Below are 13481 nucleotides of genomic sequence, written 5' to 3' on the forward strand. Positions count from 1 at the left end.
AGCAGACTCAAGCGTCCGTATACTCGGTCCGTGCCAACCAAGCCGCGCCGGTCGCCGGCGCCGGAAGAGCGCCGCCGGGACGCCGAGCGCACCCGGCAGAAGATCCTCGAGGCGGCGGCCGTCGAGTTCGGCGCGCACGGCTACGCCGGGGCCCGGGTGCGGGCCATCGCCGAGCGGGCCGGCGTCAACCAGCAGCTGCTGTCGTACTACTTCGACGGCAAGGAGGGCCTGTACCAGGCCATGGCCCAGCGCTGGCAGGAGCGGCAGCAAGAGATCGCGCCGCCCGGGACCTCACTGCCGGAGCAGCTGCGGCGGTACGCGCTGGAGGTGCTGCGCGACCCGGACGGCGTGCGGGTGTTCGCGTGGAGCGGGCTGCAGTACACCGGCCCCGACGACGACCCGGACCGCGAGTCGCGGGCCCGGCTGCTCGGCGACAGCGTCGAGCAGCTGCGCGCCGGGCTGATCGCCGGGGCGGACCCGGCCTGCGTGCTTGTCATGCTGATGGCGGCGGCCATGGCGCCCACGACGCTGCCGCACGTGATCGAGAGCGTGTGCGGGGTCGATCCCCGCTCCCCCGAGTTCGTCACGCACTATGCCGACCAGGTCGCGGGCGTGGCCGCGATGCTGCTAGCGAAGTCCTAGCGAGCGCAGCTCCAGCCGGGCCAGCGCCTCCACCGCCTCGGGGTCGCCGCGCCGCCACAGTGAGGCGATCTCCGGGTCGACCTTGACCAGGCGCTTGAGCGGCTGCGTGGCCAGGGCGCGCAGGGCCAGCAGGTCACGGCCCGCGCTGACGTTGCGCAGGCGGGCGGCGTTGCCGGCCCGGCGGACCCAGCGGACCCGCAGCGCCAGCCAGATCCCCACCAGGAACAGGATCGGCAGGACGGCGACCACCAGGGACAGGACCCAGGCCAGGTCGTTGACGATGTCCTGCTGCTCGCGGCCGGCGTTGGCCAGGGACGACGCGGCGTTGGCGGCGTTCTTGAACGGGGCCGCCACCGAGTCCGGCACCCCCGGGATGCCGTTGATCTTGTCGCCGGCGGCGTTGAGGTTCGAGGCGAGCCCGTCGCCGGCGCCCTCGAGTTTCTGACCGGGGACGGCCAGCTTCTGGATGAGGTCGAACAGGGCCATCCCGATGCGGACCCAGGCGTACACCCACACGACCACGAACACGTCGGTGAGCAGTTGCCGGATGGCGGCGGGGGCGCGGTCGGCATAGAGCTTCATGGCTCCAAGCGTGAGCCATGGACCCGTCTACTGCAGCGCTGAATAGATGGTGTCGCTCGCCTGCTCCACGGTGGCGGAGTCGGGGCGCTCGATCACCGGCGCCTTGCCGAAGTCGGCGAACTTCGCCGTCGACGTGGTGGCGGGCGCGGTGCCGACGGGCGGCGTGCGGACGATCAGCTCGGTCACGTACCCCTGCGGATCCACCTTGGCTTCGAACGGCACGCTCTTGAGCGCCTCGCTCGCGGTGGCGTCGGGGATCAGCGGGTCCTTGGTGCGGTCGAGCGTGCCGGTGTACGACCCCGCGCCGGACCGGGTCACGGTGACGATCTCGTCGGGCAGGCTGGCCAGGCCGGTCGGGTTGCCGGTCCGGTCCAGGCCCAGGGTGGTCAGGGACTTCACCCTCGCCATGTCGACGTGGGCCCAGCGGTCGCCGGTCAGGCCGGTCACCTTGAGGTACAGGTCCGGGCTGATCAGGATCGCCGTGATGTCGATCTTCCGCTCGGTGGTGAGCAGCTCGGAGTCGTAGCCGGTCGCCTTGCGGGCCGGGTCGATCGCGCCCTGGCCCGTCTGCGTGCCGACCTCGCCGGCGTCCGCGACGAGCGTGAACGTCATCGAGACGGCAATGGTCTTGGCGACCGCCGCCTTGAACGCCCCAGGTGCATCGGTGGGTACCGCAGCCGCGCTCGTGGGCGCGGCCTGCGGGGCATCGCCGGAACTGCCGGAGCAGGCGCCGAGGGCCAGCGCCGCGGCGATCAGGATGGCCAGCCGCTCAACCCTCGCGAACGTGGCTGACCGCGTCCGCGACGATGTGCGCGATGTGTTCATCAATCAGAGCGTAGGCGATCTCGCGGCCGCGCCGGGAGCCGCGGACCACGCCGGCCCCGCGCAGCACGCGCAGGTGCTGCGAGACGAGCGGCTGCGGGGCGCCAAGCGTCTCGACGAGCTCGTGCACGCAGCGCGGACCGCCGGCCAGCTCGGTGACGATCCGGATGCGCAGCGGCGCGGAGAGCGCCTTGAGCAGCTCGCCGGCGGCCTCGTAGCCGTCGCCGGCCTCAGGCCCCGACACCGGCCTCGACCTCCGGCTGGGCTTCGGCGGTGCGGTGCCGGGCCCGGGCGGCGGCCCGCCACGCGGCGACGCCGACGGTGACGGCGAAGAAGCCGGCGATGGCCAGGAGCACCACGGTGGCGCCCGGGCCGGTGTCGATCGCGGTGGAGAGCCACACGCCGAGCCCGGAGACGGCCAGCCCGATGCCGATCGCGGCAAGCATCGTGGCCCGGAAGCCGCGGGTGATCTGCTGCGCGGTCGCCACCGGGACGACCATGAGCGCGCTGACCAGCAGCAGGCCGACGGCCCGCATGGCGACGGTGACGGTGACGGCGGTCGTGATGGCCAGGATCAGGTTCAGGGTGCGCACGGGCAGGCCGGAGACCCGGGCGTACTCCTCGTCGTGGCACACCGCGAACAGCCACGGCCGCAGCAGGATGGCGACGGCCAGGACGGCCACCCCCAGGACGAGCATCACGGTGAGGTCCTGCCGGCTCGTGGTCAGGGGCGAGCCGAAGAGGTACGTCACCAGGCTCCGGCTGCTCTGCTGGTCCGACAGGTTCACCAGCACCACACCGCCGGAGATGCCACCGTAGAAGAGCATCGAGAGCGCGATGTCGCCGGACGTCCGGCCCCGCTCCCGGACCAGCTCGATGACCACCGCCCCGGCCGCGGCGGCCAGCACCGCCATGATCACCGGGGACCTGTGCAGCAGCAGGCCGAGCCCGACACCGGTGAGCGCCACGTGGCCCAGGCCGTCGCCGATCAGCGACAGCCGCCGCTGCACGAGATAGGTGCCGATGGCGGGCGCGGACGCGCCGGTGATGAGCGCCCCGAGCAGGGCGCGGATCATGAAGTCGTACGCGAAGATGCCCATGCCGGTCCGCCCGCGCCTCAGACGGCCGTGGCGTGCGGCCACACGCCCGCCGTGACGGTCCGGGCGTCGCCGGTGGCCGCGTGCGCGCGGCCGTCGGCGGGCGGCCACACCCCGGCACCGGCCGGCCGGGCGACCTCGAGGGCCGCGTGGGCCGCGGCGGCGTGCGGGTGGACGTGGTCGTCGTCGGCCGGCGGGGCGCCGTCGTGGACGATCTCACCGCGGCTCACCACGACCGCGCGGGTAATCAGCGGGCGCAGCGGGCCGAGCTCGTGGGCGACGAACACGACAGTGCCGCCCTGGGTCACGAACCGGCGCAGGCACCCGGCGAACAGGTCCTGGCTCACCGCGTCGACGCCGGCCGTGGGCTCGTCGAGCACCAGCAGCTCGGGGCCGCCGGCGACGGCCCGGGCGATGAGGACCCGCTGCTGCTGGCCGCCGGAGAGCACGGAGACGGGCTCACGGGCCCGGTCGGCCAGCCCGACGGCCTCCAGGGCGTCGGCGACGGCGCGGCGGTCGGCGGCGGACGCGGGCCGCAGGAAACCGCGGCGGGCCAGGCGGCCCTCGGCCACGACCTCACCGACGGTGGCGGGCACCCCGGCGCCGGCCCCGACCCGCTGCGGCACGTAACCGATCCGGTGCCAGCCGCGGAACTTCTTCAAGGGGGTACCGAAGAGGCGCACCTCGCCCCCGACGAGCGGGGCCAGCCCCATGGCCGCCTTCACGAGCGTGGACTTGCCCGACCCGTTCGCGCCGAGGACGGCCACGACCTCGCCCGCGCGCACCGAGAGCGAGACCCCGTCGAGGATCGGCCGCCCGTCGTAGGCGACGACAGCCCGTTCGACCTGGAGAACCACGCTTCGAGCGTGCCTGATAATGGGAATCGTTGTCAACTTGCCTTGTAGGCCGCCACGACGACGAGCAGGGTGAGAATGAGCACGCGCGGCACCCGGGCCGGCGCCGGGGTGACCGGCCAGGTCTTCGTCAGGACCCACACGAGGCCCACCGCTATCAGGATCAACACGGTGGCGCCGACAATGCCGGGCAGGAGCAGCCCCAGGAAGACGAGCACCGCGGCGCCCAGGAACGCGGCGGTCTTGTTCATCCGGGCGAGGCGCTGGAGCACGCGATCGCTCATGCAACTTCCTTCCGTATGCTCGGCAGCATGCTCGTGATGACCAGGTTCGTGGTGCCCGAGGGTGATGACGGCTTCGCCGAACGGGCGCACGCCGCGCTGGCGGCCCTGGCGGCCTGCAAAGGGTACCTGCGGGGGCGGCTCGGACGGGCGTACGACGATCCGAAGCACTGGAGCATCGTGACCGAGTGGGAGTCCGTCGGGGCCTACCGGCGGGCCCTCGGCAACTTCGACGTCAAGATGTACGCCACCCCGCTGCTGGCTCAGGCCCTTGACGAGCCGTCGGCGTTCGAGGTGCTGGCCGAGGCGGCGCCGGGCGGCGAACTCAAGGTGACGAGCAGTGACCGAGCCTGACGTGAGTGATCGCGCTTTCCTTTGGATAGGCTGAGTGGCATGATGCCGCCGCAGGTCGGGCCGCCGCCCCTCTGGGAGCAGCCGGACGAGGTCCCGCCGCCGCCGCGCGGGCCGGGCGTGGTCGCGCCCTTCGCGTCGCCGCCCCGCGACCGCGACCTGCGCGGGCTCTGGTGGAGCCTGGGCATCGGCGGCCTGGTCGCGGTGCTGTGCTGCGTCGGCGGGATCGTCGGCATCGTGATGGTGCTGCCTTACCTCGACTCGGTCGGCAAGGACCAGGTCGCCGCCGTCGTCGAGAACTACCTCACGGCCGTGCGCGACGAGGACTACGCGGCCGCCCGCCGCCAGCTGTGCGACGACCAGCAGCGCACCCACACCGCCGCCTGGTTCGCCGACCACTTCGGCGAGACGCCGGTCACCGACTTCACCGTCAACGCCGACGACGTGATCATCGCCAACGCGATAACGGTCCCGGCCCGGGTCCGGGAGAAGACCACCTGGGTCGACCGGCGCTTCGCCATGGAGCAGGCCGGCACCCGCTATGTCATCTGCGGGGGCATCGACTGACGGATCCGGGCGGCCGGTTAATCTAGTTCGGCTCGGCCCCTGCTCTGTGGCAGCGTAACCGTACCGTCGTACGTGGCGTTTGACGGTTTGCCCTGTTCAACGAATGTCCGTGCAAACACACGACCAGCCTTGCCGACAGCCAGTCGCCGTGAGGCCTAGGAGGAACCATGGCCGCAGATCGCATCGATTCCGTCGTCAGCCTCGCGAAGCGCCGCGGCTTTGTCTTCCCGTCGAGCGAGATCTACGGAGGCACGCGCTCGGCCTGGGACTACGGCCCGCTCGGCGTGGAGCTCAAGGACAACGTCCGCCGCCAGTGGTGGAGGACGATGGTCCAGCAGCGCGACGACATCGTCGGCCTCGACTCGGCAGTCATCCTGGCCCGCGAGGTCTGGACCGCCTCCGGCCACGTCGACGCGTTCGTCGACCCGCTGACCGAGTGCGCGTCCTGCCACAAGCGCTACCGGGCCGACCACCTCGAAGAGGCGTTCGTCGAGAAGAACCCCGGCAAGACCTTCGCGCTGGGCGAGATCAACTGCCCGAACTGCGGCAACAAGGGCACGTTCAGCGAGCCGCGGATGTTCAACGGCCTCATGAAGACCTACCTCGGCGCCGTGGAGAACGAGGAGGGCCTGCACTACCTGCGGCCCGAGACCGCGCAGGGCATCTTCGTCAACTTCAACAACGTCGCGGGCGCCGCGCGCAAGAAGCCGCCGTTCGGCATCGCGCAGATCGGCAAGAGCTTCCGCAACGAGATCACGCCGGGCAACTTCATCTTCCGCACCCGCGAGTTCGAGCAGATGGAGATGGAGTTCTTCGTCGAGCCGGGCAGCGACGAGCAGTGGCACGAGTACTGGCTGCAGGAGCGCTGGAACTGGTACATCGGCCTGGGCATCTCCGAGGGCAACCTGCGCTTCTACGAGCACCCGAAGGAGAAGCTCTCCCACTACTCGAAGCGCACCGTCGACATCGAATACCGGTTCCGCTTCGGCGGCCAGGAGTTCTCCGAGCTCGAGGGCATCGCCAACCGCACCGACTTCGACCTCGCCACGCACTCCAAGCACTCCGGCGTCGACCTGTCCTACTTCGACCAGGAGAAGAAGGAGCGGTGGGTGCCGTACGTCATCGAGCCCGCCGCCGGCCTGACCCGCGCGGTGCTGGCGTTCCTGCTCGAGGCCTACGACGAGGACGAGGCGCCCAACACCAACGGCTCGGTCGACAAGCGCACGGTCATGCGCTTCGACAAGCGGCTCGCCCCGGTCAAGGCGGCAGTGCTCCCGCTGTCGCGCAACGCCGACCTGTCGCCCAAGGCCCGCGACCTCGCCGCCCAGCTGCGCAAGCGCTGGACCGTCGACTTCGACGACGCCCAGGGCATCGGCCGCCGCTACCGCCGCCAGGACGAGATCGGCACCCCGTACTGCCTGACCGTCGACTTCGACACGCTCACCGACAACGCGGTCACCGTTCGCGACCGCGACACCATGAGCCAGGAGCGCGTCTCCATCGACCAGGTCGAGACCTACCTGATCGAGCGCCTGCCCGGCTGCTAGCGCCTCGGCACCGCGGCCGCTCTCACCTGAGGGCGGCCGCGGCCATCTCCTCGTACAGCGGCCGAGCCCGGTCCACGAGGGGCCGCAGGTGCTCGGGGACGTCCGCCGGCCGCTCGTCGTAGGGGGCGAATCCGGTGGAGCGCTCGACAGCGGAGTACCAGTGCGGCGCCCACACCCCGTCCGTGTCCCGCCTTCCCGCGGGCCAGGACAGCATCGCCGGGTCCCACGCGATCCCCAGCGCCGCGCACAGGGCGGCGAGCGTGCGGGCCGGGTCACGCAGGACGTCGGCGGCGTCGACCACCGGGCCGCCGTGCGCGCGGAAGATCTCCACCTGCTGGGGGTAGCCCAGGTCCTCCAACGTGGGCTCGCCGCGGACCTTCGCGTAGGAGGCGACCACGTGGGCCGGGTCACGGATCAGGTACGCGTTGCTGACCGCGGCCAGCCAGTCCCGGCCGATCACCGGCAAGAGGTGGTGAGTCATGTGCTTCTGGTAGAACACCGCCGCACCGACCGGGGCGAGCAGCCCGGCGACCGCGTCCGGCCACCGCTGCGGCTGCGACGCCAGTATCGCTTCGCGGCCGGGGTGCTCGAGGCCGGTCTCGGCCAGATAGTGGGCGTACAGGGGCTCGTCGACGACCACCGCGTCGGGGCGCGCGCCGAAGCTGCGCATCATCGCCGTCGAGATGTTGCGGGGCCCGGACCACATCGCAACTCGCACCGTCATGGTCCACGAGGGTAACCCACGTGCCGTTCCGCCCGTTTTACTCGCGTATAGCACGAAATCCTGGCGCGCGTCGATGCGATCCACTCGGCGTTGCGGCGCTTACTGTCAGAGGCGGAGCTCTGCAGTGCGTCCGCCCCGCCACCAGGCTTTCTTGGAGACCGACGACGTCCGACGCTGCGCGGGGTAGAAAGGGGCCGGTCGATGGATCTGCTGATCGACGTGCGAGTGACGAGGCGCGATACGGGCGCGACGCTGGACCGTACGGTGCGGCTGCGGGCCGATCCGGGCGGCGCCGTGAGTGATCTGATCGCCGCGCTCCTGGGCCTGCTCGACCCGGCCGAGCGCCCGCAGCAGACGACCTGGGCCTGGCTGGCCCGCACCGGCAAGCGGCTGGACCCCAACCGGCCGCTCGGTGACCAGGGGCTGCGCTGTGGCGACGCGATCCTGCTGGCCCCGCCCGAGCAGCGCCCGGAGCGGCCGCAGCGGGAGACGGGGCACCGCTTCGAGCTGCTTGTCGTGGCCGGGCCGGACGCCGGGATCTGGCTGCCGCTGCCGCCCGGCGAGTTCGTGATCGGCACCGATCCGGGCGGCGACCTCGTGCTCACCGACGCCGCGGCCGGGCGCCGCCACCTGCACCTGGGCATCGGCAGCCACGAGGTGGCCGCGACCGACCTGCGCTCCCCCGCCGGCACGCAGCTGGACGGCGAGCCGCTGACCGGGACCGTCACGCTTGCCGGTGGCCAGCTGCTCCGGCTCGGATCCACGCTCATCACGGTCGAGGAGGTGCCCGCGGAGGCGCCCGCGCCCAAGGGTCCTCCGCCGGCCGTGTGGCTTCCGGTGGTACCGCAGCCGCCGAAACGGCGCCGGTTGAGCCTTCGGCGCCGCAGTGCCGACCCCACCGCCGAGTTCGAGGCCGCCATGGAGCGGGCCGAGGCCGACGCGGCGATCAAGCACCGGGCCGTCGTGGCCGCCCGCCGGGCCGAGATGCCGAGCGTGGCCCACCTGGCCCGGGCGGCCGACCGGCAGGAGAAGCCGGCCCGCCGCCCCGACGACCGTGACTTCCTGACGCTGCGGATCGCCACCGGCGACCAGCCGAGCCGCCTGCGCTTCGAGCAGGCGGCGACCACCGGCGACTTCGACCCCGCGCACACCGACCGGATAAGCGCACTGCGGCAGCGGTACTCCACCGACCCAGACGTCCCCGTCGAGGCCGACCTGCGCGCCCTCGGTGCCCTGGGCGCGCACGGCGACGAGGAGACCCGCCGGGCCGTGCTGCGCTCCTGGGTCGTCCAGCTGGCCACCCTGGCCGGCCCGAACGACCTCGCCCTCGTCGTGCTGGCCACCCCGGAGGAGGCCGAGCACTGGCGCTGGACCGGCTGGCTCCCGCACACCCGCACCCTGACCGCGGCGTTCGCGCCCGGGGCCCGCACGGTCGCGGCCCAGGAGGACGACCGCCGCCGGGTCCTCGCTCTGGTCGAGGCGCTCCTGCGCCAGCGCCGGCTGGGCCGCCACGCGATCGCCGAGCAGTTCTCGCCGCACGTCGTCATCGTGCTTCCAGACCCTGATTCGGTACCGCCACAGTCCCTCGCCAGGCTCGTGGAAGACGGGCCCCGGAGCGGGATCAGCCTGCTCACGGCGGCCGAAACGGCGCAGCTGCTGCCGGCCGGGGTGGTCGCGCTGACCGGTGACGGCATCGCCGCCGAGGTCGCCGACCGGGTCGCGCACGCCCTGGCCGCCAACCGCGACGCCGCGGGCGGGGCGGCACCCCGGATCGCGCCGCTCGGCGAGGTGCTCGGCCTCGGCGGCGAGCCCGCCCCGAGCGCGATCGTCAAGCGCTGGGTGCCCTCCACCCGCGACCGCGGCCTGGCCGCCCCGGTCGGCTTCGGCGGCACCGGCCCCCTCGTGGTGGACCTGCGCCGCGACGGGCCCAACGGCATCATCGCGGGCGCGCCCGGCTCGGGCCGCTCCTGGCTGCTGCGCTCCTACCTGGCCGCACTGGCCGCCACCTACCCGGCCAACCGGCTCACGTTCGTGCTCGTCGACGCGGGCGGGACGACGTTCGCCGAGTGCACCCAGCTGCCGCACACGGTCGGCGTCTTCACCTGCGCCGACTCGTCCCACGACACCTATCAGGCGGCCCGGCGGATCCTGCTGTCGCTCGGCGCCGAGGTCCGGCGCCGGGAGGCGGTGCTGCGCCGGCACGGTGTCAAGGACATCGTCGAGATGGAGCGCAAGCACCCGGCGGCCGCGCCGGCCAACCTGCTCATCGTGGTCGACGAGTTCACCCGCGCACCCGACGACTTCGTGGCCGGGCTGCGGGAACTGGCGAAGCGGGGGCGCTCGGCCGGAGTACACCTGCTGCTTGCCACCGCTGCTCCGCACGGCGCCGTCGATGACGACCTGCGCGCGGAGGCGCCACTGCGCATCGCGCTGCGGGTGGAGTCCGAGGAGGACAGCCTCGAGGTCCTCGAGCGGCCCGACGCGGCCCACCTCTCGCCGCTGCTGCCCGGGCGCGCCTTCGTGCGCACCCTGACCTCCGACCCCGATGCGGTGCAGATCGCCTACGGCGGGGCCCGCTCCCCGGCCGACCGCTCGCACGGCCCGACACTTGTCACGGAGTGGCGCTTCGAGTCCGGCCTCTGCGTGGAGGAGCCGGCGGAGTCGATGTCCTCCGTGTCGGAGCTGCCGGTCGGCGAGGTGACCGACCTGCAGCGGCTGGTCACCGCCATCTCCGCCGCCCACCGGGAGGCCCGGGTGCCCGACCAGCCGAAGGCGTGGCACCCGCCGCTGGCCGAGCGCTACGAGCTGGCGGAGCTGCCCGAGGTCACCGGTGAGACGTTCGCCGCCGCGATCGGCATGGTCGACCTGCCCAACTCCCAGGCCGTCCAGGTCTGGCCGCTGGACCTCGACGAGCTCGGCCACCTGCTGGTCTTCGGCCCCAACGGCGCGGGCAAGAGCACGCTGCTGGACACGGTCGCGGCCGCGTTCGGGCAGCGCTTCGACGGGGCCGCGCTGCGGGTGTATCGCGTCGACGCCACCGACGTGAAGGCGGCCGCCGCGCTCCTGGCCACGATCGGCGAGCTCGTGGCCGAGCGGGCCGCGCTGGCCGAGGACGCCGGAGCCCGGGTCCTGGTGCTCGTCGACGGGCACGACCCGCTGCTCAACGAGGCCCTGACCACCATCGCGGCGGGCGGCAAGGCGGTGGGCGTGCACCTGGTGCTGGCCACCGAGCACCGCAGCGCCGTGCCCACCTCCCTGTCCCGGCTCATGCCGGGCCGGGTCGTGCTGCGCGCGGCCGGGCGCGGACTGGTGGAGAGCACCGTCGAGCTCCAGGTCGCCTTCGCCGCGCCGAAGAAGAAAAAGGCGGTCCGCACAACTCCTGCACAGCGCCCCCGCCAACTCCAGCTGGAGGTCTGAGTACCCTGAGACATCGTGCAGACTTCTGGTGACTATCGCGCGGGCTTCGCCTGCTTCGTCGGCCGACCCAACGCCGGCAAGTCGACGCTGACCAACGCGATAATCGGCCAGAAGATCGCGATCACGTCGCCGAAGCCGCAGACCACCCGCCACACGATCCGCGGCGTCCTGCACCGCGAGGACTCCCAGCTCGTCCTGGTCGACACGCCCGGGCTGCACCGCCCCCGGACGCTGCTCGGCGAGCGGCTCAACGACCTGGTCCGGGCGACCTGGAGCGAGGTCGACGTGATCGGCCTGTGCCTGCCGGCCGACGAGGAGATCGGCCGCGGTGACCGGTTCATCAGCGGGGAGATCTCCGAGCTCAAGGCCACGCTCGTCGCCGTGGTCACGAAGATCGACCTGGTCTCGAAGGCAACGCTTGCCGAGCGCCTGCTCGCGGTGCACCGGCTGGGCGCTTTCGCCGACATCGTCCCGGTCAGCGCGGTCTCCGGCGAGCAGGTCGGGACGCTCGTCGACGTGATGGTCGGGCACCTGCCGAAGTCGCCGCAGCTGTACCCGGACGGGATGCTCACCGACGAGCCCGAGCAGGTCCTGATGGCCGAGCTCATCCGCGAGGCGGCCCTGGACGGTGTCCGCGACGAGCTGCCGCACTCGATCGCCGTCCTCGTGGAGGAGGTACTCACCGAGGAGGGCCTCACCAAGATCTACGCCGACATCTACGTCGAGCGCTCCAGCCAGAAGGCGATAGTCATCGGCCACCAGGCGAGCCGCCTCAAGGAGGTCGGCACCCGGGCCCGCCGCGAGATCGAGGACCTGATCGGCGGCCGCGTCTACCTGGACCTGCACGTCCGCGTGGCCAAGGACTGGCAGCGGGACCCGAAGCAGCTGCGCCGACTGGGCTTCTGATGGCCGGCAACTCAGGCTTCCGGGGCAAACTCTATCGGGACGACGGTCTGGTCCTGCGCGTGCAGAAGCTCGGCGAGTCCGACCGGATCATCACGCTGCTCACCCGCCACCACGGCCGCATCCGCGCCGTCGCCAAGGGCGTGCGCCGCACCACCTCGAAGTTCGGCGGCCGGCTGGAGCCGTTCGGCCACGTCGACGTCCAGCTCCTCGAGGGCCGCTCGCTGGACGTGATAAGCCAGGTGGAGGGCGTGGACCTGTTCGGGCGGCGGTTCCTGGAGGACTACTCGCGCTACACGGTGGCCAGCGCCATCGTCGAGACCGCGGAGCGACTCACGCCCGTCGAGCAGGAGCCGTCGCTGCGGCTCTTCCAGCTCACCGTCGGCGCCATGCGGGCGCTGGCCGTGGCCGAGCACGCGTGCAGCCTGGTGCTCGACGCGTACCTGCTGCGGGCCATGAGCTCGGCCGGGTGGGCGCCCGCGCTGCGGGAGTGCGCGGTCTGCGGTACCGCCGGGCCCCACCGCGGCTTCTCCATCGCCGCCGGCGGTGCCGTCTGCCCCGACTGCCGCCCGCCGGGCGCCGCCCACCCCGCGCCCGCGACGATCGACCTGATGACCGCGCTGATGGACGGCGACTGGGCGGTGGCGGATGCGGCGCCGGGGGTGCACCAGCGCGAGGCCAGTGGCCTGGTGGCGGCCCACCTGCAGTGGCACCTGGAGCGCTCCCTGCGGTCACTACCCTTGGTGGACCGTGAAGAGCGCGGTCAGCTTCGTGGTCTCGGAAAGGAACGTTCGTGAGCAACAACTTCCGCCCGCCGTCCGTGCACCCCACCGGTGCCCGCCCGCCGGCGCTGCCGAAGGAGACCGTGCCCCAGCACGTGGCGATCATCATGGACGGCAACGGCCGCTGGGCCAAGCAGCGCGGCCTCCCCCGCACCGCCGGCCACACCGCCGGCGAGGCCGCCCTCTTCGACGTCATCGAGGGCGCCCTGGAGCTGGGCGTGAAGTACGTCAGCGCCTACGCCTTCTCGACGGAGAACTGGAAGCGCTCCCCGGACGAGGTCCGCTTCCTGATGAACTTCAACCGCGACACCATCCACCGCCGCCGCGACGAGTTCCACGAGATGGGCATCCGCGTCCGCTGGGCCGGCCGCCGCCCCCGCCTGTGGCGCTCGGTCATCTCGGAGCTGGAGTACGCGGAACAACTGACCCGCAACAACTCGAAGCTCACCTTCACGATGTGCGTCAACTACGGCGGCCGCGCCGAGGTCGCCGACGCCGCCGCCCGCATAGCCGCCGACGTGAAGGCCGGCCGCCTGAAGGCCGACCGCATCACGGAGAAGACCTTCGCCCGCTACCTGGACGAGCCCGACCTCCCGGACGTCGACCTGATGATCCGCAGCTCCGGCGAGATGCGCACCTCCAACTTCATGATCTGGCAGGCGGCCTACGCCGAGTTCGTCTCCATCGACACCCTCTGGCCCGACTTCGACCGCCGCCACCTCTGGTACGCCTGCGAGGTCTACGCCAAGCGCGACCGCCGCTTCGGCGGCGCCATCCCCAACCCCGTCATCCCCACGCTGACTGACTGACTCCGCAGGCCCGACCATCTCCATGGTCGGGTGAATCGCAAGAGGAAATCGCCGCATCACGACACCGTGCGCCGCGAGAATCGTCAGCCGTTGCCTTCTGTCG

Annotated in this window: 14 protein-coding genes and 1 pseudogene; 8 read left to right on the forward strand and 7 right to left on the reverse strand. The window is 72.3% G+C overall.

All coding sequences use genetic code 11. The annotated features are described in order from the left end of the window. Nucleotides 1-30 precede the first annotated feature (30 nt). Nucleotides 31-642, forward strand: a complete 612-nt coding sequence (locus Dvina_RS46525; RefSeq protein ID WP_223097890.1) for a TetR/AcrR family transcriptional regulator — start codon at nt 31-33, stop codon at nt 640-642. On the opposite strand, the gene Dvina_RS46530 is transcribed toward Dvina_RS46525, so the two are convergent. The 6 genes and pseudogenes from Dvina_RS46530 to Dvina_RS46555 all read right to left on the reverse strand — a co-directional run bounded on the left by Dvina_RS46530 (nt 628) and on the right by Dvina_RS46555 (nt 4281). After that, complete coding sequence (locus Dvina_RS46530) at nt 628-1224, reverse strand: hypothetical protein (protein ID WP_223097891.1); 597 nt, start codon at nt 1222-1224, stop codon at nt 628-630. The genes Dvina_RS46525 and Dvina_RS46530 overlap by 15 nt on opposite strands. 27 nt (nt 1225-1251) lie before the next feature. Then, complete coding sequence (locus tag Dvina_RS46535) at nt 1252-2049, reverse strand: hypothetical protein (RefSeq protein WP_223097894.1); 798 nt, start codon at nt 2047-2049, stop codon at nt 1252-1254. Further along, nucleotides 1994-2290, reverse strand: coding sequence for an ArsR/SmtB family transcription factor (locus tag Dvina_RS46540; protein WP_223097895.1), 297 nt, complete (start codon nt 2288-2290; stop codon nt 1994-1996). The genes Dvina_RS46535 and Dvina_RS46540 overlap by 56 nt, the downstream gene beginning before the upstream one ends. Further along, nucleotides 2277-3146, reverse strand: coding sequence for a metal ABC transporter permease (locus Dvina_RS46545; RefSeq protein ID WP_223097896.1), 870 nt, complete (start codon nt 3144-3146; stop codon nt 2277-2279). The genes Dvina_RS46540 and Dvina_RS46545 overlap by 14 nt, the downstream gene beginning before the upstream one ends. Before the next feature lie 137 nt (nt 3147-3283). Continuing rightward, a pseudogene (locus Dvina_RS46550) lies at nt 3284-4000 on the reverse strand (metal ABC transporter ATP-binding protein); the annotation flags it as partial. Between the two features lie 32 nt (nt 4001-4032). Further along, the gene (locus tag Dvina_RS46555) at nt 4033-4281 is read right to left on the reverse strand and encodes a DUF6703 family protein (protein WP_223097897.1); all 249 of its coding nucleotides are present in this window, start codon (nt 4279-4281) and stop codon (nt 4033-4035) included. Between the two features lie 27 nt (nt 4282-4308). Between Dvina_RS46555 and Dvina_RS46560 the strand changes: the two genes are divergently transcribed. From Dvina_RS46560 to Dvina_RS46570, 3 genes are all read left to right on the forward strand, one after another. After that, on the forward strand, nt 4309-4632 hold the full coding sequence (locus tag Dvina_RS46560) for an antibiotic biosynthesis monooxygenase family protein (RefSeq protein WP_223097898.1): 324 nt from the start codon (nt 4309-4311) through the stop codon (nt 4630-4632). A 39-nt stretch (nt 4633-4671) separates the two neighbouring features. Continuing rightward, on the forward strand, nt 4672-5196 hold the full coding sequence (locus Dvina_RS46565; RefSeq protein WP_223097899.1) for a hypothetical protein: 525 nt from the start codon (nt 4672-4674) through the stop codon (nt 5194-5196). Nucleotides 5197-5363: 167 nt separating this feature from the next. Further along, nucleotides 5364-6743, forward strand: a complete 1380-nt coding sequence (locus Dvina_RS46570; protein ID WP_223097900.1) for a glycine--tRNA ligase — start codon at nt 5364-5366, stop codon at nt 6741-6743. Nucleotides 6744-6765: 22 nt separating this feature from the next. On the opposite strand, the gene Dvina_RS46575 is transcribed toward Dvina_RS46570, so the two are convergent. Next, entirely contained in the window at nt 6766-7467 is a 702-nt protein-coding gene (locus tag Dvina_RS46575) for a sulfotransferase (RefSeq protein ID WP_223097902.1), read from the reverse strand. A 201-nt stretch (nt 7468-7668) separates the two neighbouring features. On the opposite strand from Dvina_RS46575, the gene Dvina_RS46580 reads away from it, so the two are divergent. The 4 genes from Dvina_RS46580 to Dvina_RS46595 are packed head-to-tail and all read left to right on the forward strand — an operon-like array spanning nt 7669 to nt 13378. Next, the gene (locus Dvina_RS46580) at nt 7669-10884 is read left to right on the forward strand and encodes a type VII secretion EssC family protein (protein WP_223097904.1); all 3216 of its coding nucleotides are present in this window, start codon (nt 7669-7671) and stop codon (nt 10882-10884) included. A 15-nt stretch (nt 10885-10899) separates the two neighbouring features. Further along, nucleotides 10900-11790 (forward strand): GTPase Era, encoded by an 891-nt coding sequence (gene era, locus Dvina_RS46585; RefSeq protein WP_246655773.1) that lies wholly within the window; start codon nt 10900-10902, stop codon nt 11788-11790. Then, complete coding sequence (gene recO / locus Dvina_RS46590) at nt 11790-12584, forward strand: DNA repair protein RecO (protein WP_223097906.1); 795 nt, start codon at nt 11790-11792, stop codon at nt 12582-12584. The genes era and recO overlap by 1 nt, the downstream gene beginning before the upstream one ends. Further along, the gene (locus Dvina_RS46595) at nt 12581-13378 is read left to right on the forward strand and encodes an isoprenyl transferase (RefSeq protein ID WP_223097908.1); all 798 of its coding nucleotides are present in this window, start codon (nt 12581-12583) and stop codon (nt 13376-13378) included. The genes recO and Dvina_RS46595 overlap by 4 nt, the downstream gene beginning before the upstream one ends. Nucleotides 13379-13481 lie beyond the last annotated feature (103 nt).

The organism is Dactylosporangium vinaceum, assembly GCF_019904175.1.
Classification (GTDB): Bacteria; Actinomycetota; Actinomycetes; order Mycobacteriales; family Micromonosporaceae; genus Dactylosporangium; species Dactylosporangium vinaceum.

Bases quoted from the DNA above. Each gene is read 5' to 3' on its own strand.
- Dvina_RS46530 (WP_223097891.1), bottom strand. From the start codon at position 1,224: ATGAAGCTCTATGCCGACCGCGCCCCCGCCGCCATCCGGCAACTGCTC.
- Dvina_RS46535 (WP_223097894.1), bottom strand. From the start codon at position 2,049: ATGAACACATCGCGCACATCGTCGCGGACGCGGTCAGCCACGTTCGCG.
- Dvina_RS46545 (WP_223097896.1), bottom strand. From the start codon at position 3,146: ATGGGCATCTTCGCGTACGACTTCATGATCCGCGCCCTGCTCGGGGCG.
- Dvina_RS46555 (WP_223097897.1), bottom strand. From the start codon at position 4,281: ATGAGCGATCGCGTGCTCCAGCGCCTCGCCCGGATGAACAAGACCGCC.
- Dvina_RS46560 (WP_223097898.1), top strand. From the start codon at position 4,309: ATGCTCGTGATGACCAGGTTCGTGGTGCCCGAGGGTGATGACGGCTTC.
- Dvina_RS46565 (WP_223097899.1), top strand. From the start codon at position 4,672: ATGATGCCGCCGCAGGTCGGGCCGCCGCCCCTCTGGGAGCAGCCGGAC.
- Dvina_RS46570 (WP_223097900.1), top strand. From the start codon at position 5,364: ATGGCCGCAGATCGCATCGATTCCGTCGTCAGCCTCGCGAAGCGCCGC.
- Dvina_RS46575 (WP_223097902.1), bottom strand. From the start codon at position 7,467: ATGACGGTGCGAGTTGCGATGTGGTCCGGGCCCCGCAACATCTCGACG.
- Dvina_RS46580 (WP_223097904.1), top strand. From the start codon at position 7,669: ATGGATCTGCTGATCGACGTGCGAGTGACGAGGCGCGATACGGGCGCG.
- recO (WP_223097906.1), top strand. From the start codon at position 11,790: ATGGCCGGCAACTCAGGCTTCCGGGGCAAACTCTATCGGGACGACGGT.